The sequence below is a fragment of the Burkholderia gladioli genome, assembly GCF_000959725.1.
GTDB lineage: Bacteria > Pseudomonadota > Gammaproteobacteria > Burkholderiales > Burkholderiaceae > Burkholderia > Burkholderia gladioli.
This window is the reverse complement of the sequence record NZ_CP009323.1, coordinates 4462555-4483560: the sequence shown is the minus strand read 5'-3', so window position 1 is coordinate 4483560 and position 21006 is coordinate 4462555. Positions and strand designations below refer to the sequence as shown.

General features: G+C 60.6%; 15 protein-coding genes and 4 pseudogenes. 14 read left to right on the top strand and 5 right to left on the bottom strand.

Translation table 11 applies throughout. The features are described from left to right. Positions 1-95 precede the first annotated feature (95 nt). A pseudogene (locus tag BM43_RS36610) lies at positions 96-994 on the bottom strand (IS30 family transposase); the annotation flags it as partial. A gap of 19 nt (positions 995-1013) precedes the next feature. On the opposite strand from BM43_RS36610, the pseudogene BM43_RS42420 reads away from it, so the two are divergent. From BM43_RS42420 to BM43_RS36575, 8 genes and pseudogenes are all read left to right on the top strand, one after another. Continuing rightward, positions 1014-1430, top strand: a pseudogene (locus BM43_RS42420) (ATP-binding cassette domain-containing protein); the annotation flags it as partial. Positions 1431-1796: 366 nt separating this feature from the next. After that, positions 1797-2102, top strand: a pseudogene (locus BM43_RS41140) (IS21 family transposase); the annotation flags it as partial. Positions 2103-2825: 723 nt separating this feature from the next. Beyond that, a complete protein-coding gene (locus BM43_RS36600; RefSeq protein ID WP_036050648.1) occupies positions 2826-3938 on the top strand; it encodes an ATP-binding cassette domain-containing protein in 1113 nt (370 codons plus the stop codon). Further along, the gene (locus tag BM43_RS36595; RefSeq protein WP_036050651.1) at positions 3935-4585 is read left to right on the top strand and encodes an ABC transporter permease; all 651 of its coding nucleotides are present in this window, start codon (positions 3935-3937) and stop codon (positions 4583-4585) included. Before BM43_RS36600 ends, BM43_RS36595 begins: the two co-directional genes overlap by 4 nt. Next, positions 4582-5283 carry an ABC transporter permease gene (locus BM43_RS36590; RefSeq protein WP_036050655.1) on the top strand — a complete coding sequence of 234 codons (702 nt, stop codon included), beginning with the start codon at positions 4582-4584 and terminating at the stop codon, positions 5281-5283. Before BM43_RS36595 ends, BM43_RS36590 begins: the two co-directional genes overlap by 4 nt. Before the next feature lie 58 nt (positions 5284-5341). After that, entirely contained in the window at positions 5342-6256 is a 915-nt protein-coding gene (locus BM43_RS36585) for an ABC transporter substrate-binding protein (RefSeq protein ID WP_036053257.1), read from the top strand. Positions 6257-6316: 60 nt separating this feature from the next. After that, positions 6317-7852, top strand: a complete 1536-nt coding sequence (locus BM43_RS36580) for an HAL/PAL/TAL family ammonia-lyase (protein WP_052409190.1) — start codon at positions 6317-6319, stop codon at positions 7850-7852. Between the two features lie 68 nt (positions 7853-7920). Next, positions 7921-8820: a 3-hydroxyacyl-CoA dehydrogenase family protein gene (locus BM43_RS36575; RefSeq protein WP_036050657.1), complete on the top strand. Its 900-nt coding sequence runs from the start codon at positions 7921-7923 to the stop codon at positions 8818-8820. 22 nt (positions 8821-8842) lie between these two features. Here BM43_RS36575 and hutC read toward each other — a convergent pair whose 3' ends face one another. Then, on the bottom strand, positions 8843-9604 hold the full coding sequence (hutC, locus tag BM43_RS36570) for a histidine utilization transcriptional repressor HutC (RefSeq protein ID WP_059443145.1): 762 nt from the start codon (positions 9602-9604) through the stop codon (positions 8843-8845). A gap of 190 nt (positions 9605-9794) precedes the next feature. Here hutC and BM43_RS36565 point away from each other — a divergent pair, with 190 nt between their 5' ends. The 5 genes and pseudogenes from BM43_RS36565 (at position 9795) to BM43_RS39780 (ending at position 15307) form a co-directional block, all read left to right on the top strand. Next, a complete protein-coding gene (locus tag BM43_RS36565; protein ID WP_042285353.1) occupies positions 9795-10982 on the top strand; it encodes a CaiB/BaiF CoA transferase family protein in 1188 nt (395 codons plus the stop codon). Positions 10983-11002: 20 nt separating this feature from the next. Then, complete coding sequence (locus BM43_RS36560; protein ID WP_036050659.1) at positions 11003-11782, top strand: enoyl-CoA hydratase/isomerase family protein; 780 nt, start codon at positions 11003-11005, stop codon at positions 11780-11782. An 81-nt stretch (positions 11783-11863) separates the two neighbouring features. Then, positions 11864-13033, top strand: a complete 1170-nt coding sequence (locus BM43_RS36555; RefSeq protein WP_036050661.1) for a porin — start codon at positions 11864-11866, stop codon at positions 13031-13033. 186 nt (positions 13034-13219) lie between these two features. Further along, positions 13220-14235 (top strand): annotated as a pseudogene (locus tag BM43_RS36550) (IS110 family RNA-guided transposase). Between the two features lie 391 nt (positions 14236-14626). Further along, complete coding sequence (locus BM43_RS39780) at positions 14627-15307, top strand: IS5 family transposase (protein ID WP_230676266.1); 681 nt, start codon at positions 14627-14629, stop codon at positions 15305-15307. A 75-nt stretch (positions 15308-15382) separates the two neighbouring features. Here the strand turns inward: BM43_RS39780 and BM43_RS36545 are convergent, their stop codons facing one another. Genes BM43_RS36545 through acnA form a run of 3 tightly spaced genes read right to left on the bottom strand, consistent with a single transcriptional unit; the run spans position 15383 to position 19675 of the window. Then, on the bottom strand, positions 15383-16111 hold the full coding sequence (locus BM43_RS36545) for an ABC transporter substrate-binding protein (RefSeq protein WP_036050663.1): 729 nt from the start codon (positions 16109-16111) through the stop codon (positions 15383-15385). 9 nt (positions 16112-16120) lie between these two features. Then, the gene (locus BM43_RS36540) at positions 16121-17014 is read right to left on the bottom strand and encodes a GntR family transcriptional regulator (RefSeq protein ID WP_036050665.1); all 894 of its coding nucleotides are present in this window, start codon (positions 17012-17014) and stop codon (positions 16121-16123) included. Positions 17015-17050: 36 nt separating this feature from the next. Further along, complete coding sequence (acnA, locus tag BM43_RS36535) at positions 17051-19675, bottom strand: aconitate hydratase AcnA (protein WP_036050666.1); 2625 nt, start codon at positions 19673-19675, stop codon at positions 17051-17053. Positions 19676-19754: 79 nt separating this feature from the next. Here acnA and BM43_RS36530 point away from each other — a divergent pair, with 79 nt between their 5' ends. Next, positions 19755-20984: a lactonase family protein gene (locus tag BM43_RS36530; RefSeq protein ID WP_375371862.1), complete on the top strand. Its 1230-nt coding sequence runs from the start codon at positions 19755-19757 to the stop codon at positions 20982-20984. Positions 20985-21006 lie beyond the last annotated feature (22 nt).

The window sequence follows — 21006 nt, the reverse complement described above, 5'->3', positions numbered from 1 at the left end:
GCCAACTGCCCGTGAGCCAGCCTTCTACTCTCGTTCCCGGTCTCTCTAGGCTCATTCCTCGTTGGCGGTTTCAAGGGTGAAGCGCAACAGCGGGGTTAATGTTTAGAGCCTTGAGGTTGACTTGCTGATGCGAGGGTCGCGGCGAAGACCTCAAATGGTGAATGGAAGTTGTGAGTTGCACGAGGCCGGCTATTCAGGCTGTCGGCGATGGCGTCGAGTTCGTCCTGAGTGTAGACCGAAAGGTCTGTGCCTTTTGGCAGATACTGGCGCAGCAGCCCGTTGGTGTTTTCGCAAGTGCCGCGTTGCTAGGGACTATGCGGGTCGCAAAAGTACACGTTCACGCCGGTTACGGCAGTGAGCTCTTTATGGCGCGACATTTCTTTGCCTGGTCGTAAGTGAAGCTCTGGCGCAGTGGCGCGACAATCGAATTGAGCTTGGCGGAGAAGCCCGCCCCTGCCGAAGCTGCGGTGGCGTCTTCCATCTTTGCAAGCAGCACCAGGCGGCTGGTCCGTTCAACCAGGACGCCGACCGAGGACTGGTTGCCCGCGCCCTTGATGAAGTCGCCTTCCCAGTGTCCAGGCAGCAGCCGGTCCTCAATTTCGGGCGGCCGTACATGCATACTGACCATGTCGGGAATCTGTCCGCGCGGGTCTGTGCCGCGTGTACGCGGCGTGCGCGTGCTGTGACCCTGGCGCAGGCAGGCGATGAGCTGACGACGCAGTTGGCCGCGCGGCTGGGCGTAGACGGCCGTGTAGATGGTTTCGTGCGAGACCTGCTGGGTCGGGTCGGTCGGATACATACGTTTCAGTGTGCCCGATATCTGCTGAGGTGACCATTTCCACTTGAGCAGGGTGAGAACGATACGCCAGCAGACGCTTTGCAGGCAAAGCTTTGTGGGACGGCGCCCCGCGCTGCGCGTGCGGCGCTGAGCGCTTCGGCCGGCACCGAGCAGCGAGGGGCAGGTTCCGGCGTTGCAAGCCAGCCGTCTGCACAAGGCTTACAACAACGTCGAGGTGCTTGGCGCGGTCAGCCTGCAGATCCAGCCCGGTGAAGTGGTTTCGGTGATCGGTCCGTCCGGCTCGGGCAAGACCACGCTGATTCGCCTGCTCAACGGGCTTGAGCAGATCGACAATGGCGATATCAAAATCAACGGCCAGCCCTTCATTCATCTGAGCAGGCATGGCGCGCAGAAGCTGCAGTACGTGGAGCATGCCGAGCACCGCCTGAACATCGGCATGGTGTTCCAGAGCTTCAACCTCTTCCCCCATCTGACCGTGCTCGACAACCTGCTGATGGCGCCGCGTTATCACCGCCTGGGCCGCGTCGAAGAGCTCAAGCAGCAGGCCTACGCGCTGCTGCACAAAGTGGGAATGCTTGATCACGCCTGGAAGTACCCGCATCAGTTGTCCGGTGGCCAGCAACAGCGCGTGGCGATAGCCCGGGCCTTGATGATGCGTCCACAGATCACGTTGTTCGATGAGCCGACCTCGGCGCTGGACCCGGAGAAAGTCAACGAGGTGCTACAGGTCATCGAGGCGCTCGCTAACAGCTTCAGCTACGTATTGACAGCGGCTTTGCTCGGTGTTGGTTACGGGCTGAATTACTCGGTCATCAACGGTCTGGCCGCCAACGAAGCGCCACCGGGCCTGACGGCCCAGGTCCTGTTGCTGTTCAGCCTTGCCTATTTCATTGGCATATTCGGATTTCCTTTTATTGCGGGCAAGGTCATTGCCGACATGGGCGTACGACGCTGTATCAACATGAGATTGCGTTTGACACACGGGATCTGCTGGGGGTACCTGTCCGGCGTGCTGGTCCATAGCACCGCTCGGGGCTCACGTGCGCACGACAACCGGCCGCGCTTGATTACCGCCACTTCATTGACTCCCTGAAGCGCAAACCCCAGGCAGTCAAGGGGCTCGCGTTTCGTGAGGCACTGTTCCCGCGTGAGGCGTACTGCAGAGCCTGGGAACCTCGACGCCCGCCTGTCACAACGCGACGCATGCAAGACGATGGTTGGCCTGCTTGAGCTTGCAGGGCTGCATGGCGTGGAGGCCGTACTCGCCGGGCAGCTTGACGCGTTGCTGGAGTCCGGCGAACTCGCCCATTCGCTGTGTCGTGCGCGAAACCAGGTGTACGCGTAACCGTCGGGGTGCTCGGCCTTGTACTCGTTCCAGAGCAGATCGAGCGTCACGCCTTTGCAGGCAAGCTCGCGCCTCACGTCGGCTAGTGCGGTGCAGGCAACGCACCTTTCCACTTCGCCGCCGCCAGTTCGGGCGACAGTGGCAGTACGAGCGCTTCCTAATTTGTCATGTTTGCCTGACTGTGCGTGTGATCCTCTCCTCCGAATAACGGCCACGCGGCTGATTTTACGACCGGCGTCGGGCGCGTTCCGTGGGCTCTTCCTGCATAGGAGCTTACTAATTTCTATGCTGCTGCAGCAGGCTGCAGTCTTCTTCCGCTCTGATTCTCATAGACGAACCGCCTCGCCGTCGACGGATAAGCTCATTTGCTCCGCAAAGGGAGCTGCGCGGGGCCGACTCTTGTCTGCAGCGTTTGCTGCGAGAGGTTATCTGGTCAGCTTGGCTGCGTCAGCTCACTAGGGAGTCGTAACGTCGGGCGGGTGGATCCGCTAACATTTTTTTTTGACTTGCGGCCTGCCGCGATTGATGACAACATTATCTAGACATGTAAAGACAAGTAATCGCCACTCGGCGCTGCGCCTGGAGCAAGAGCACCTCGGCACACAACGCGATGTGTCGCCGGCACGGCGGAACGTCGGCCAGATATGGGGCTGGCATTAACCTGTCTAAAAGGATGGAATCGTGATTTCTTTCGAAAGCGTTACCAAGCGTTATTCCGACGGCACCACTGCAGTCAACGGGCTTTCGTTCATCGCGCCGTCGGGCAAGCTGACGGTGCTCGTTGGCCCGTCAGGCTGCGGAAAGACGACGTCGCTGCGAATGGTGAACCGGCTCATTCAGCCCTCTTCGGGGGATGTGCGGCTCGACGGGAGATCGACCGTCGGCATGGGCGAGGCGACGTTGCGCCGGCGCATCGGCTACGTAATTCAGCACGCTGGCCTCTTTCCGCATCGCACCGTGCTTGACAACATCGCTACGACGGCGCGGCTCAATGGAAAGAGTCGCAAGGAGGCGCGGCTGATCGCGCAGGAGTTGATCGAGCGCGTCGGCCTGTCTGCTTCGTTCGCTGGCCGCTACCCGTGGCAGCTTTCGGGCGGACAACAGCAGCGCGTGGGTGTGGCGCGCGCACTTGCATCCAATCCGCAGTTCATGCTGATGGACGAACCCTTTAGCGCGGTCGATCCCGTGGTGCGCACACAATTGCAGGACGAATTTTTGCGGCTGCAACGTGAAATGGGCAAAACCATCATTATGGTCACGCACGACATCGACGAAGCGCTCAAGCTCGGCGACCAGGTCGCGGTGCTGCGAACGGGGGGGCAGCTCGCGCAGATTGCGACGCCGCAGCAATTGCTGCGTCGACCCGCGGATGCATTCGTCGCGGATTTCATTGGTCGTGATCGTGGTTATCGCTCACTGGCATTCGAGGAGTTCGGTGCGGATCTGCCCGTCGCGCCGGAGCCCGTCATAACGCTGGGCGGTGCGCCGGAGTCTGCGCGCAACATCGCGCGTGGTCGCTGGCTACTGGTTATCGATCAGGCCGACAGGCCACTGGGCTGGGTCGAACATGCGCAATTACGTAGTCCGGTGCGGACGGAAGATCTCAATCTGAGCGGCACGATCGCACCGCTTCATGGCACGCTGCGCCAGCTGCTCGACGCCGTGCTCAGCTCGCCGAGCCGACGCGGGCCGGTAGTCGATGCACAAGGTAAGCTGCTGGGCACGGTGAGCAGCGAAGACGTGCTTAACCTGATCGACGGCCGGTCCCCCGGACGGGCGGGGAGGGCAGCATGAACCTAGACTGGCTGGTTCGCGAATCCGGCAACATCGCGGTGTTGTTGGGGTGGCATCTCGTTCTGTCGCTTGTACCCCTTGTAATCGGTTTGGTCTGCTCGGTTCCGCTGGGATGGATTGCCCATTGCAGCGGTGCGTTGAGATCGCCACTGCTTGGGATGGCGGGGCTGCTCTACACAATTCCGTCACTTGCAATGTTCGTACTCCTGCCTGCCTTGCTAGGAACGCGTATTCTCGATCCGGCCAACGTGGTCGTTGCGTTGAGTGTCTACACGGTCGCGCTGCTGGTGCGGACCGTGGACGATGGCTTGGGCGCAATCGCGCCGGAAACGCTGCAAGCGGCGGACGCCATGGGTTATCGCCAGTTTCTCCGCTTCATTACGGTGGAGCTGCCGGTTGCAGTGCCGGTTATTACAGCCGGAATGCGCGTAGCGGCCGTGTCGAACGTCAGCATCGTGTCGGTCGCCGCGCTGGTCGGCATGCCACAACTTGGTGCGTTGTTCACGCAAGGACTGCAATTGCATTTCATCACCCCTATTGTCGTCGGCATCGCGTTGTGCATTCTGCTCGCGGTGGCGCTTGATGGGCTCGTCGTTTTTGTTGGACGTTGGCTCACCCCTTGGCGGCCCGAGGGCACGCGATCATGATTCACTGGCTTCTTGACGGTTCGCATTGGAGTGGGTCGGATGGCATCGTGGCCCTCATTTTCCAACACCTCACATACACGGGGGAAGCGCTGTTTGCGGCCAGTCTCGTCGGCCTGCCGCTCGGCTTGTATGTTGGCCACACGCGGCGGGGCGTCTTTGTCATCGCGGGCCTTGCAAATGCGATGCGCGCGTTGCCGAGCTTGGGTCTGATCGTGCTATTGGTCATCGTGTTCGGGCCAGTGTTCGAGTCAGACCTCGCATTCGAGGTGCCAAGCTTGATCGTCCTCGCAGTATTGGCGATGCCGCCCATCGTGACGGCAACCTATGCGGGCATTCTCGCCGTTGATCCAGCAGTGGTCGATGCCGCAAGGGGAATGGGCTATCGTCCGCTCAGGCTCCTCTTGAGCGTGGAAGTGCCATGCGGATTGCCGATGATCGTTTCCGGATTGCGCAGCGCGACGCTGCAAACCATTTCGACGGCGACGATTGCCGCTTATGTGTCGCTCGGCGGACTCGGTCGCCTGATCATCGACGGCCGGGCACAAAACGATTATTTGCAAATGGCGGCGGGCGCGATTCTTGTCGGCGCACTCGCGTTATCGGCGGACTTGTTGATGGGAGCGCTGTCGCAATTGCTGGTTTCACCCGGAATTACGCGGCGGCGCTCGAGGTGCTTTGGCAGGCCAGCAAGTGAATGAAGCGGGGCGGCGCAATGGCACCGCGCCTTTGGAATGTTAACTTCAACGAGGAATGACCATGCTGAAGAAGCTGTGTATTGCAATGTGTTCCGCGGCGATGGCGACCGCAATGCTGGTTCCGGTGCAGGCAACCGGGAATCCACTTTCGTCGGACGGGAAGAGCGCCGCCGGTGGATCCCTCGTGGTCGGCTCCGCCGATTTCCCCGAAAGTGAGCTGCTTGCGACGATCTTCGCACAGGCGCTGCGCGCGAAGGGCATCAACGCAGACGTGAAGCTCAATATCGGCAGCCGGGAGGTCTATATGCCTGCACTGCTCGACGGCTCGATTAGTGTAATACCCGAATATACGGGCGCCACGCTCAGTTATCTCGACAGGAACGCATCTGCCCATACGCCTGAAGACGTCGCGAAGGCGCTGGCCGCCGCGCTGCCGAAGCAGATTGCGATGCTTGCATACTCGAAGGCCGAGGACACTGACGTGCTCGCGGTCACGCAGGCGACGGCGAAAAAGTACTCGCTCACGTCAATCTCCGATCTCGGCCCCGTAGCCGACCAATTGGTGCTGGGCGGACCGCCGGAGTGGAAGACGCGCCGCGAAGGCGTAGTGGGGCTCAAGGAGGTCTATGGCGTCACCTTCAAGTCTTTCCGGACTCTCGACGTCGCAGGGCCGATTACGTTGTCGGCATTGAAGAACGGTCAGGTCCAGGCGGCGGACATGACCTCGACGGACCCAGCGATGAAGCAAGACAAGCTCATTGCGCTCAAGGACCGGAAGAACCTCTTTCCTGCGCAGAACATTGTCCCACTCGTGGCGAAGGATCGACTCAACGACAAGATTCAACAGGTTCTGAACCAGGTCTCCAGCGCCTTGACGACAGACGATCTGGTCGTGATGAACGCGCGGCTGGCGAAGCAGGAAAGCTTCGACACCGTCGCAGCCGATTGGCTGAAAGCGAAAGGGCTCGGTCGATAAAGGCCCTGCATGGAATACACACTCTCGCGGATCTCGCCGCAGCTTCCAAAAGGATGAGAAGTGAAACAGCAATCAGTGGTGGATCGCCCGGCTATTGAGCTGGGAACGGCATCCACGTCCGTCGCGGATATCGCTGCAATCGCAGCCGGTGCGCCGGTATCGATTGATAGCGGCGCGCTCCATGGCGTGCGCGAAACACATGCGCGCGTTGCGCGAATGATGGCCCGTGGCCAGGCCATTTACGGTCTGACGACCGGCGTCGGTGACCTCTATCGCCAAATGCTCTCTCCCGAAGAAGTCGCACGTGCCCAGTTAAATATGCTCAAAAGCCATGCATGCGGCGTGGGTGAGCCGCACGAGTCCGAAGAGGTGAGGGCGATTATGGCCGTCGTCATCAAGAGTCTTCTACAGGGTAGGAGCGGTGTCAGTGCGAGCCTTGTCGAGACGATGGTGGCGATGCTTAACGCGGGCGTCACTCCATGGGCGCCGCGGGGAGGCTCGGTGGGATATTTGATCGCGACGGCGCATATCGGCCTCGTGATTTTTGGTTACGGGGAGGCATGGTACGAAACCGAACTGCTGCCCGGTCGCGAAGCGATGCGGCGCGCGGGAATTGAAGTGAGGGAGCCGGGCATTCGCGAGGGCCATGCTCTCCTAAGCGGCGCCCATGAGGTGACGGCTATCGGCGCGCTTGCGGTGCATCGCGCCATGCGTCTGGTCGAAACGGCCGACGTGGCGGGTGCGATGAGTCTGGAGGCGCTGCGTGGCAACAGCCGCGGATACGACGAGCGGCTACAGCGCTTGCGTCCACATCCCGGCCAGGTGGAGACCGCGCGCCGGTTGCGCGAAGTGCTGGCAAACAGCGAGATACTCGAAGCGAACCGGCAGCATCGCTTGCAGGATGCGCTCAGTCTGCGCTGCATTCCGCAGGTCCACGGTGCCGTGCGCGACGCGCTCGATTATTGCAATCGCGTCTTCGACATTGAGATCAATTCAGTCACCGACAATCCAGTCTTCGTCGACGACGGCGAGCAAATCGTGGCGCTGCCTGGCGGGAACGGGCATGGCGCGCCGACGGCGCTTGCGCTCGATTTCCTCGCTATCGCAATAGCCAATTTGAGCACGATGTCTCAAGCGCGCTCCGACCGGCTCACCAACGAGCACATCAGCGAGTTGCCGCCGTTTTTGGTGAGCGAAAGCGGTGCAAATTCCGGGCTGATGATTCCACCGTATGTTGCGGCAGCACGTGCGGGCGAGAATCGCGCACTGGCGGCACCGGCCAGCGTGCACACGGTATCGACGTGTGCGGCGCAGGAAGACCATATCAGCATGGGTGTGACGGCCGCGCAGAAGGCCATGACGGCTATCGACAACGCCTTGGACATTCTGAGCGTCGAATTTCTATGCGCTGCCCAAGCGCTCGAATTCCATCGCCCGCTCCGTGCAGGTCGTGGCACAGGTGCGGTGTACAACGTGCTGCGCGAACACGTGAGCCCGCTGGGTGCAGATCGTGAACTGCATCGGGATTTGCGCGCCATTCGTGAGTTGATCAAATCAGGTGCTTTCGAACTGGCTCTGCAACACGCGCGCTCATGAACGATGACATACGAGGATCGGAATTTCCGGTTGCAAGGACACAACTAGTTGGATGTGGAGAAGACGGAATGCTGGAAAGAGCAGCGGTAGTGGGTGCAGGGACGATGGGCGCGGCAATTGCCGCGGTATTTGCATCAAATGGTTATTCGGTGAGCGTCTATTCGCGCAGCGAGCGGACGCTGGAGGCGGCGCGCAAGGTCGTCGCGGCGTTGGCCGGTGAGCACGCCCCAGTCGACTATACGGACACGCTCGAACAGTGCGTGAACGGCGCCTCCATTGTCAGCGAGAACGTCGCGGAGGATGTCGCCATCAAGCAGCAGATATTCGGCGAGATAGAGGCCGTGGTGTCACCTGACTGCCTGCTGACAACCAATACATCGAGCGTACCGATTTCCGTGATCGCAGAGGGTCTGCGCTACCCCGAGCGCCTCGTGGGACTGCATTGGTTCAATCCGGCAGCCATCATGCCGCTGGTAGAAATCGTGCGCGGCGCGCGTACAGCCGACGAGGTCGTGAACCGGACGCGCGCAGTTTGCGTCCGTCTTGGCAAGGCGTCGATCGAGGTTAATCGGGACATTGCCGGCTTCGTCGTCAATCGGCTGCAATACGCCATGCTGCGCGAAGCGCTTTATCTTGTCGAACAGGGCGTGGCGTCGATTGAGGACGTGGATCGTGCCGTGGAGACGACGCTCGCGCCGCGCTGGTCTGCATCCGGTCCGTTGCAGTTGATGGACCTGGCGGGGCTCGACGTGGTGGAGAAGGTGTCCAGCATGCTGATGCCGTCCTTGTCGCGAGACATGGACACGTCCCTCATTGTGCGGCAATTGTGCGCGGAGCGCGCTTTCGGCATCAAGAGCGGTCGCGGCTTTTATCAGTGGACGACCGAGAGTATTGCGACGGCGCTGCGGCGCCGCGACGAGACTGTACAGATGTTGCGGGACCGAGCCGCGAGCGGCGCACAGTCCTGATGCGGTTCGATACGCTCGCCGCCTAGGACGCGATCGAGTCGAGCGACGAGCGGCTGAAAAAAGTGTGACGGGAGCCAGGATGCAGAAAACGCGAAAAAGTGGTGACCGTGCTGCCAACCCAGGTTTTGCGCCTGACCAGCAGACATGGCTCGATTTCGGAAACGCCGAGCAGCGACGCTTCTGTTGCCTCGGGGTTGACGGCCTGCATCTCGTGCTCGGTCGCGGTGGGCAGCGCGATGGACTGAAGGTAGTCCGTTGTCGACTGCTGTGCGAAATCCTGCTGCAGGTAGTCAGGTGCGAAGCCAGGCGCGACGTAGCGGTCTTCGAGTTGCACCGGCATGCCGTTCGCGCAATAGACGACCAGGCTGTGGAAGATCGAGTTGCGGCGTGTCGTTTCCATGCGTGTGGCGATTTCGGCAGTGGGCCGGATGCGCCCGAGTTCGAAAACTCGCGTTGTCAGCGCCTGACCGCGCGAGCGAATGTCGTCGGCGATGTTATGAAGGTGAATGAACATGGAAGCCGCTTTGGGTTGCGCCACAAACGTACCCACGCCATGCAGGCGCTGCAGGACGCCACTGCTCGACAGCTCGCGCAATGCACGGTTGACCGTGAGTCTCGACGTGCCAAAGATTGCAACGAGTTCGTTTTCGCTGGGAATTTTTTCTCCCGGGCGATACAAGCCGTCTGCAATCTGGTCCAGTACGTACTGTTTGATCTGCTCGTAAAGCGGCCGGGGCAGATCGGCAACGGTGTTCCTCGGAGAGGTGTGGCGCATGTTCGGCATACCGCGAAGGCTCATGGCATCGTTGATGGTTTGCCCATCATAGCATGTCAGGTATAGATCACCGGGCGCATCACTGAACCGTCTGCAGCAAGCCGGGTCATCTGACGCTTGGGGAGCGTAGCTTTTTGAAGTGTAAAGGCACTGTATTTATTCGAGGACTCCCCCGTTCTCTTCTGATCGAAGGTTTTTTATGACAAGTTCGCATGAGCTCTCCCCACATGAACGCGAGGGCGCGGGCCCGTTGAAGGGTCTTAAGGTGGTCGATTTCACCCGGGTGCTCGCCGGGCCCTTCGCCACGGCGCTGCTCGCCGATCTCGGGGCCGAGGTTATCAAGATCGAATCACCGCAAGGGGACGACTACCGTCATGTCGGCCCATTCGTCGATGGCTCCAGTGCGCTCTTCATGTTCGCAAACCGGGGCAAGAAAAGCATCGTGCTCGACCTGAAGGAGCCTCAAGACAGGGCGCGCGCCATTGCGCTTGTGGAAGACGCCGACGTGGTGATCGAGAATTTTCGCCCCGGCGTGGCGAAGAAGCTCGGCATTGGCCACGAAGCGCTTCGCGCCCGCAATAGCCGCCTCGTATATGCGAGCATTTCCGGCTTCGGTCAGGACGGTGCGTCGAACCGGCCAGCCTATGATCTCGTGGTGCAAGCCCTCACGGGACTCATGTCGATCAACGGCGAAAGCGATCGGCCGCCGATGATCGTGGGCGAAGCTTTCGGTGATTTGTCCGCGGGGCTATTCGCCTCCTGGGGCATTCTTGCCGCGCTCGTGCAACGCAATGCGACAGGCGAGGGTTGCTACCTGGACGTTGCGATGTTCGACACATTGCTGACGCTCATGCCCACGGCGGCTTGCGCGTACATCGCAACGGGGACCGCGCCGACCCGCGTCGGCAACCGTCATCCGCTTTCCGCACCGTTCGGTGCTTTCGCCGCACGAGACGGCAATTTCATTCTCGCAGTACTGAACAACAAGCTATTCGCAACGTTTGCGGCGTTGATCGGACGCCCCGATTTGTCTTCAGATCCGCGGTTCGCATCCGATGAATTGCGCGGCGGTAATGAGGCGGCGTTGCGCGAAGCGATCGCACAATGGTCGCGGACCCTCGATGTGTCGGTCATTCTCGACGCGCTTTCGGCAGCCGGCATTCCCTGTGCGCCGATCGAGGACGTGGCGAATGCAGTGGACAGCGAACAGGCGACGCGCCGCGCGCTATTCCGCTCCGGGGCCATGGGTGACGTGCACCTCAAAATGCCGGAGCAGCCTGTGCACTTCTCGACAATGAGCAGAGGGCGCGCGACCTATGCGCCAGTTTTGGGCGAGCACAGCGACGAGCTTGCCGAACGGGTCGCCGGCGCAGCGCCGACTCGCTAACAGGAAGGGTAACGACGATCATGAGCGAATTTGTATACCTGGATCTTGAGGGTGCGGTGGCAACCGTCACTATCGATCGCCCGCAAGCAGCCAACGCGCTGAACGGTGAAGTTCGGACGCTGCTCGACCGCGCGCTCGACGCCGTCGAGGAGAATCCGTCGATACGCGCAATGGTCTTGACCGCTGCGGGGGAAAAGATCTTCGTCGCTGGCTCCGATATCAGGGACATGTTGCCAATGAGCGCGAGCGATTCTGTTGCCTTGTCAGAATCCGCGTTGCTTTTGAACAACCGTCTCGCGTCGTTCTCCAAGCCCGTAGTCTGCGCGGTGAATGGATGGTGCCTGGGCGGCGGTCTCGAAATTGCACTCGCGTGCGATATCCGCGTCGCTGCGGAACACGCGCGATTCGGCTTTCCTGAGGCGAAGCTCGGCATCATGCCCGGCACGGGTGGCGTGCCGCGTTTGCTTCGGACGATTGGAGGCGGCGCCGCCCGACACATGCTGCTGACCGCCGAATTCGTCAGTGCGCAGCGTGCCTGCGAAATTGGGCTTGTTACCCGCGTGGTGCCGGCAAAGAGCCTGCTCGCCGAGGCGAAGGTGATTGCGGGGCGTGTCGCCCTACTGGGTCCCGTCGCGCTGGAGCGGATCAAGCACACGATTCGCGTGGCCGAAAGTACATCGCTTTTTGAAGGCATTCAGGCGGAAACGCTGGCGTGTGCAGACTGCTTCGATACAGACGATAAAGTCGAAGGCATGACGGCGTTTATCGACAAACGCGCGGCACGATTCACGGGGCGTTAATTTTAATATTTTTATATTGCAGTGCAAAGTTTCTGAAGTCAAGAAAGTAAATCCATAAACACGAAGGTTTGGAGAGCGAAAGTGAAGAAGCATCTACTAGCATTGACCGTGTCGAGCATGCTCGCCGGAGCTGCCTATGGGCAAAGCAGCGTCACGTTGTACGGCATTATCGATGAAGGTTTCAATTACACAAGCAATGCGGGTGGAGGCAGACTTTTCTCGCTTTCGAGCGGCGACGTCGCGGGTTCGCGTTGGGGGCTCAAGGGCAATGAGGACCTGGGCGGCGGCTTGGCAGCAGTCTTTCAGCTCGAGAACGGGTTCAATGTAAACAACGGTAAGCTCGGGCCCGAAAACCAGTTGTTTGGCCGGCAGGCTTATGTTGGGATATCTAGCACGACCTTCGGCACGGTCACGTTTGGGCGTCAGTACGATTCGCTGGTTGACTACCTCGCGCCGCTGACTGCAAATGGCAACTGGGGTGGAGCGATGTTTTCGCATCCGTATGACAACGACAATACCGACAATACGTTTCGCATCAATAACGCGGTCAAATATGCGAGTGCGAACTATGGCGGTCTGACGTTTGGTGGGGCGTATGCGTTCAGCAATTCGACGTCGTTCGCCACAAACCGGGCGATGAGCGTCGGACTGCAATATTCGCTCGGTGGGCTGACGGCGGCGGCCGCTTATCTGAACGTCGACGCACCCAACAACGGCGCGGCTGGTGCGGTCGCGGATCTAGGCACAGCCGGTGCGGACGGCGCTTTCACGGCCGACCGGCAGCGGGTCTTTGGCGCGGGTATCAACTATGTCCTGGCCTCCACGACATTCGGCTTCGTCTACACGCATACGAGCCTGTCGCGCCCGACGGCGTCGCTTTATGCCTCCTTGATGCCGAGTCCGACGCTCGGCGCAGCTTCGTCGGTAAAGTTCGACAATTTCGAGGTCAACGCGAAATATCAGTTTACGCCGGCGTTTTTTGTGGGCGGCATGTACACATTTACGGAAGCGACCTATAACGGCGACTCAAAAGGCAGCGCGAAGCCGAAGTACCATCAATTCGGCCTGATGGCAGACTACAACGTGTCGAAACGGACTGATCTATACGCCCAGGGAGCCTTTATCAAGGTCGCGAACGCCTCAGGCGTGGCGGGTACGGGGTTCGAATTCGCATCGAATCCCGACATCGCGAGTCCTTCTTCCAACAGCAGGCAATTGGTGCTACGCGTGGGCGTGCGCCATCAGTTCTGAGCCATATGGGCGTCCCCCCGCAACCGATGCGAACTACGTCTGTGGCTCTTTCGGTTGCGGAACATAAGAGGCCAGTTCAAACCCCCTGAGGGGGCTGTTTATTTCTCGGCAAGCTGTAATGGGATGGTCACTCCAGCCTCTCAGCGGGTCGGCTGGAGATAATTTCCACCGAGGTCATTTCCATGCATAACGATCACGTTGATCGGGATTGATCTGGGCAAGCACTCTTTTCACGTGCATGGGCAGGACAAAGCCGGCAAACCCGTGTTTCGCTGGAAGTTCCCACGTAATCAGTTGGTCGAGTTCTTCGCCACGTTTCACGCATGCACGGTGGTGATGGAGGCCTGCGCAGGCGCTCACAGGATCGCACGCAAGCTCGGCCAGTTCTGACATACCGCCAAGCTGATCTCTCCACAATTCGTGCACCTGTTCGTCAAGAGCAACAAGAATGACTTCGTTGACGCGGAGGCAATTTTCGAGGCTGCTGTACGACCTTCGATGCGGTTTGTCACGCCGAAGACCGAATTTCAGCAAACGCTCGCAGCACTGCACCGGGTTCGCCAAGCCCTGGTTCGCGACCGTGTATGCACTACCAACCAGATGCACGGATTCCTGCTCGAGTTCGGCATACGCCTCCCTGTTGGGCACGCCGTTGTGAAGCGCCTGTCCGTAGTGCTGGCTGAACATCAGTTACCGCCGCGCCTTGTCTCGACTCTTGAACGCCTGCACGCGCACTTCAAGAATCTTACCCAGCAAATCGGCGACATCAAGAAAGAACTCGATCGGCAACTAGCCGAGGATCCGGTTGGGCGACGCCTGCTGACGATTCCCGGCGTTGGCACTGCCAGTCTGCTTGCATCGGGGCTCGGTGACGGAAAGCAGTACCGAAGCGGACGAGACTTTGCCGCCGCAATGGGGCTGGCACCAAAGCAATACAGTACAGGCGGTAGCGCGAACCTGCTCGGAATCTCCAAGCGAGTTGACAAGAATATCCGCCACCTGCTGGTCCAGTGTGCCCGAGCATTTATGCTTCGGCTAGACCGGCAGTCCGGACGCGTGGTCGACTGGGTTCGGGCAATGCTTGCGCGGCGACATTCCAGTGTCGTTGCATGTGCCTGATCAGCAAGCTCGCACGAACGGCATGGGCGATCGCGAGCTCTAACGCTGTATTCGAACGACAAGTGTCTATTCCGGTTTTTTGACGGACTGTTACCGATAGTTTGATGAAGTCAAACCCACCTAGTTTTGCGACTGCTGATAATCGATGGCGTGAACGGCAAAACGGCCCGGCGGAAAATCTGAAAGGCTAACGAGCTTCCTGAAGCTGCAGCTGTTATCAGGGCAGCCAGGCGTGATTTTCATCGTGGCGCGAGGAGCGTTCCTCGCAACGACGCCGGATAGATTTGTGCAAGCCACCCACCCATCAACATCAGTGTTGTAAAAATGGGGGGGCCGTAGATTAACCTTTTCGGCAAGCTGTTTACCTCGGCTATCTGAACAACGGGAACCAAGGGGATGGGCTGTGGGCATTGATCGAACCTTTGCTGCCGCCGCCCTGTTTCGGACTGGACGGCACTGAACGGCATCCTGTTCGTGTTCAAGACCGGCATACGCTGGCGCGACCTGTCGATCAAGTTGGGATTTGGTTCGGGCCCGACCTGCTGGCGTCCCCTGCGCGACTGGCAAAAGGCCGGCGTGGGACCGCCTGCACTAGCTGCTGCCCGCGAAGTTACGCGAGGCCGGCCAGCTCGATTTCTCACGTGCAGCCGTCGATTCGTCGGCGGTGCGATCCGTTGGGGCGGGCGAAAAACTGGCCCGAACCCCACGGATCGCTCGCGACCCGGTTCCAAGCAGCACATCCTCGTAGACGCCAATGGCGTTCCCATCAACGCCGTCCTAACGGGCGCGAGCCGCAACGATGTCACCCAGTTGCAGCCGCTCGTCGACGCGATTCTTCCGATCCACCGCTCTGGCAGCCGACCACTTCAGAGACCCAAGCTCATCTATGCCGATCGTGGTTACGACTCCGATCCGCATCGCCAACGATTGTGCGAACGCCGCATCAAACCGATGATCGCACGGCGCCGGACTGAATATGGCAGTGGTCTGGGCAAATTCCGTTGGGTCGTTGAACGGACTCACGCGTGGCTCGACAACTTCGGTCGTCTTCGCATACGCTTCGGTCGCCGAGCTGACATTCACGAAACATTCTTGAAATTCGGCTGCGCCCTCGTCTGCTGGAACATCTTCAGGCGTACGGAGCAGCCTTTTTGAACTGGCCTCTAATTAGCGGACGCGAGCGACGTAGTGCCAATTGTTCCAGCGGCTGAGTACCAGAAGCTACTTCGCTCACGGCGCCATGGTTCGGTCGTCGATTCGATGCCGCGCCAGCGCATCGGCAATGAACCCCGACGCCTTCATCTCGTCGACGAACCGCGCGAGCGCTTCCGCCGCTGCGGTTCCGCGACTTTTGGGCACGCCCATCGCCTGACGGATGACCATGAAGCTCTCATCGAGCAGGCGCAGCCCGGCGATCTCGCGCGCATCCGACTCGAGTTGCTGCTTCACGCCTGCCGCGACTTCGAGTTGCTGGTCGATGAACGTCCGCACTACGGTCGGCGAAGTCGGCGCGCGGACGATCTGCGCTTCCCTCAGTTCGCGCGTCAGAAACAGGTCGTACGCGCTGCCTTTGCCAACCGCCACGCGATTGTGGGAGCGATCGACATCGGCGTTCGTTTTGATGGGCGATTCATTTCGCACCAGGTAGAAGCCTTCGATCAGCACATAAGGCGCGGTGAAAGCGATAGTTTCGCCGCGCAACGGGTCGATTGCAAAGAAGCCGAAGTCCGCGCGCTCTTCGCTCACCGCCTGGACCGACTTGCCTGCGGCATCGAATACCACGAGTTCCAGTTCGACGCCGAGGTGCTGCGCGAAGGCACGCGCGAGATCGATGGATACGCCTAATGGCTCTCCGCTTTGCGGGTCCCTGTTGGCGAGGATCGGATTTCCCAGATTGATGGAGGCGCGCAGCGTGCCCGTGGGCGTGAAAGCGGCAACGATGTTCTGATCGATAGTCATAGGGCGTTATCAAGGTTCAAGAATCTGGCTGATGCGCGACAACGCCTCAAGCGTATGCAGCAAATGCTCACGCATTGCTTCGGACGCTTCTTCGTTCTTGTCGCGCTCCAACAGGTCGAGCACTTGAAGATGCTGTTTCGCGTGCTCGGCATAGCGTTCACGATGTTGCATGGAGCGATAGGAAAGCAGGCGGCGCACCCGGTTCACGCGCTTGATCGTGTCGATGAAGAAGCTGTTTCCGGATGCCTCGACGAGCGACTCATGAAAGCGCACGCCGCGCTCATGCAACTGGTCGGCGGTGTCCGTTTCAATGCCGCCCGTAAGCAGATGCCTTTCGACATCACGGCATCGCTGGAGCACCTTCCTCTCCAGCCGATAGCCCGGTTCCAGTAACGCGGCCGGCTCCAGTGCAAGACGCAGCCGATACGATTTCAGCAGACTGTCGGGCGTCGTCAGCATCGGCGAGAATTGCCAGCCGTAGCCGGGCTTGCGCTCAGCCCAGCCTTCCTGTGAGATACGTGTGAGCACGGCGGTGAGTTGCGCACTCGTCAGGCCATAGCGCGTCCGAATCATCTGCTCGGAGAACTCGTCGGGCAGTGTGCCTTTCAGGCGGTCGTCGGCAATCTGGAAGTACACGCTCGTGACGACATCGGTCTCTACGAGCCCGAGTTCGTCGACAACATCCGACAGCGACTCGACCACCGGCTTCGCGACAAAGAAGCCGCGATTCTTCTCACGCCTCAAGATGCCCTTCTCGTGGAGAAGCGCCAGCGCCTCGTTCACGGGCGAGCGCGACACGCGCAGGCGGTCAGCGAGCATCTGGGCTGGCAGGTGGGCGCCGGCCATCATGCCTTCGTTTTTGATGAGTTCGACAATCTGGGTCGCAATCGAGCGGTCGATCATTTCAATGTGCCTTCTGCCGCGGCGCGGGCGGCGGTCTCAGACCTCCTGCGTCGTCAGGTGTTGCTGCAATATCAGCGGGATGACGCCGCCTGAGCGCAGCAGGCGGCATTCGAGTTGCGTCTCGACGGCGGCTGTCGCATCGACCGGCTGAACGCTGCCGTCCGCGCGTACGATTCTGACGGGCACCTTGCAGCGCGGCGACAGGTCCCCGACGGGCGCGTCGACTTCCAGCTTATCACCCGGCTGAAGATTCAGCGTAGGAGCGCCGGTGCCAGCAGCGAAGCGAAGCGGCAGTATACCCATGCCGATCAGGTTCGAACGATGGATACGCTCAAAGCTCATCGCCAGCACCGCTCGGATGCCGAGCAGGCGTTGGCCCTTCGCGGCCCAGTCGCGCGATGAACCCGTGCCGTAGCGCTCGCCCGCGACGAGCACAACCGAACTGCCTTCGTCGCGATAACGTTGCGCCGCTTCGAAGATCGGCATCACCTCGCCGCTTGGCACATGCAGCGTATGCGCGACGGGTATGCCCGGCTTTAGCCGGTTTAGGAGCGTGCGGTTATAGAACGCGGCGCGCACCATCACTTCCCAGTTGCCGCGTCGTGATGCGAACACGTTGAGATCGTCGCGATCGTCGCCGCGTTCGACGAGGAAATCCGCGACGTAGCTGTCTTTTGGAATCGCGCTGGCGGGCGAGATGTGATCGGTCGTCACGTCGTCGCCGAGCACGAGGAGCGGATACGCGCTGTAGTGGCCGAGCTGGCTGCCCTGCGAAGCCGACGCGAACGGCGGTCGGCGCAATGCCGTCGACGCTGGATTCCACGGAAAGCGCGCGGTTTCAGGCGCGTCGAGATCGTGCCACGCGGGATTTCTACTCGCGAGCGCGAACGCTCGCGGATAGTCGCGCGGATCGGCGGCGGCTTTGACAAGCGCGGCCACTTCATCGCGTGTGGGCCAGAGATCGCGCAGGTAGATCGGCTTGCCGTCCTGCGTATGTTGAACCGGATCACGGCTCAGATCGGCCTGCGCATCGCCCGCGAGCGCGAAAGCGATCACGAGCGGAGGCGACATGATGAAGCCGAGATCGAGATCGGGATGAATGCGGCCGGGAAAGTTGCGATTACCCGAGAGCATCGCGACGGGATACACGGTCTCTTCCGCCATCGCTTCGCGAATCGGCGTGGTGAGCGGTCCGGAGTTGCCGATGCACGTTGTGCAGCCATAGCCCACAATATCGAAGCCCACCGCCGACAGGTCGTCGATCAGTTTCGCGCGTTCGAGATACGCGGCGGCGGCGGGCGAGCCCGGCCCGAGCGAGGTCTTGATCCACGACGGCACTTTCAGGCCAAGCGCACGGGCCTTGCGCGCGACCAACCCCGCAGCGATCAGCAACGCCGGATCGGACGTGTTCGTACAACTCGTGATCGCGGCGATGGCGATGGGATGCTTCGGCATGAACGCGTGCTTCGCGGCGGGCTGGAACACCAGCTTTGACAAAACTTCGCGCGTCTGAGAATAGTCGAGCAGGTCCTGCGGACGGCGCGGACCGGAGATATGCATGCCGATCGTGCTCAGGTCGATATCGATCGTCCGTGAATAGCGCGGCACGCCTTCGGGATCGAACCACAAACCCGCCGCGCGCGTGAACGCCTCGACGAGGCGGACCGAACCCTCTGAGCGGTTCGTGGCGCGCAAATAGGCGAGCGTGTGCTGATCGACTGGGAAGAAACCAGTCGATGCGCCATATTCCGGCGCCATGTTCGCGACGACCGCGCGATCGCCTGCTGTCAACGTCGACACGCCTGGCCCGAAAAATTCGACGAACTCGCCCGAAACACCGATCTCGCGCAATCTTTGCGTGACCGTCAGCGCGAGGTCGGTGGCGAGCGCACCCGTCCACAACGCGCCAGTGAGCCGCACGCCGATCACGTCCGGGATGCGCTGCATCACCGGCATACCGAACATCACGGTCTGCGCTTCCAGTCCGCCCACGCCCCAACCGAGCACACCGATGCCGTTGATCATCGGCGTATGGCTGTCGGTGCCGATGAGCGTATCGGGCACGGCCCAGGTTTCGCTGTCGCGCTCGACTGTCGTCACCACGGTGGCGAGCTGTTCGAGGTTGATCGTGTGCATGATTCCCGTGCCTGGCGGATGAATGCGCACGCCCGACAGCGTCTTCGCCGCCCAGCGCAGGAAACGATAGCGTTCGGCGTTGCGCCGCAGTTCGAGCTTCAGGTTTTCGGGCGCAGCGTCGGGCCGCGCGAAGTATTCAACCGCGAGCGAATGATCCACCGACGAATCCACCGGCAGCACCGGATTGAGCGCAGACGGATCCGCGCCAGCTTCGGCGAGCGCGTCGCGCATGCCGGCGATATCGACGAGTGCGGGCGTGCTGGTCGTGTCGTGCATCAGTACGCGGTTCGGCTGAAAGGCAATTTCCTCAACGCTCGTCGCGTGCGTTGTCCATCCGAGGATGGCGGCGATCGCCTGATCGCGCTCCGCGCCTTCCATGTTGCGGATGACGTTCTCGAGTAAAAGGCGCAGCACGACGGGCAATTCGCGCAACCGGTCGCCGAAAAGAGTGGGCAGATCGACATAGCGGCAAACCTTTCCGCCGACGCTCAGTTGGGCTTGGGAGGGGGTGTAAGTGTTTTCCATGACTGTATTTTTGCATTTCAATGGTTAAAAATGCAATCTAGTGCAAACCCGAGATCATAAAAAAAGACAGGAGACACCCGTGAAGAAGACCAATGCCGATCGCACCGACACTGACGTGACGGGTCGCCGCAACGCCCTGCAGGGCATGGCGTCGCTTGGCGCGATGGTCGTTCTGAGCGCGATTTCACCGCCGGTTTTCGCAAGCGGGAAAACTGCGGGCCAACCCAACATCAAGGACAAAACTTCTATGTTTGCTTACGTCGGATCGCGAACTACACGAGAGCGCAACGCACGCGGCGACGGCATCAGCGTCTATCGCGTCGATGCCGGAACCGGCGCACTCACCCTCGTGCAGCTAGTAAAGGATCTCGTCAACCCGTCATTTCTCGCACTGTCCGCAAACGGCGAGCGACTCTACACGGTGCACGGCGATCTGAGCGACATCAGCGCGTTCAAGGTCGATAAAGCTACCGGCGGGCTCACCTTCCTCAACAAGCAGAGCACCGAGGGCAAAAACCCTGTGCACCTCGCGATAGATCCGACGGGGCGCTACATCGTTGTGTCGAACCATATCGGCGCGAGTCTCGCCGTTTTGCCGATCGCGGCCGACGGCTCACTCCAGCCGCTCACGCAACTGGTGAAGCTCGAAGGGCCGATCGGTCCGCATCGCGTCGAGCAGAAGCAGGCGAAACCGCATTTCAACCCGTTCGACGCGTCGGGTAAGTTTGTCGTCGTACCCGACAAGGGACTCGATCGCGTGTTCTCGTTTCGTTTCGAGAATGGCCAACTGACGCCGGCAGAGTCACCGTTCGTGACCACGCGCGAGACGGCGGGGCCGCGACATATCGCGTTCCATCCCAAGGGGGCGTATGCGTATGTGGTTAATGAGCTCGACTCGACGGTGACGACCTATCGCTACGACATGAAGACGGGCGCGCTGCAGCCGCTACAGATTCTCTCGTCGCTGCCCGATACGTACACCGGCAACAGCCGCGCGTCCGAGATTGAGGTGGATCGCAGTGGACGCTTCGTCTATGCGTCCAATCGTGGCTACGACAGCATCGCGACGTACCGCATCGATACGGAAACGGGCCATCTGACTTTCCTCGGCACGACGCAGACATCGGGGCGCACGCCGCGCTTCATCACGAGCACGCCCGATGGATGCTTCATGTACGCCTTGAACGAAGACAGCGACAGCATCGTGGCCTTTTCCATCAATGCCGCGAACGGCGCGCTCCATCCGACAGGCTTCTCGGCCCAGTCCGGCAGCCCGGTCTGCATGGTGTTTTCGATGCAGCACGCGTGAAGCCGCCTCTATCTCTTCTGAA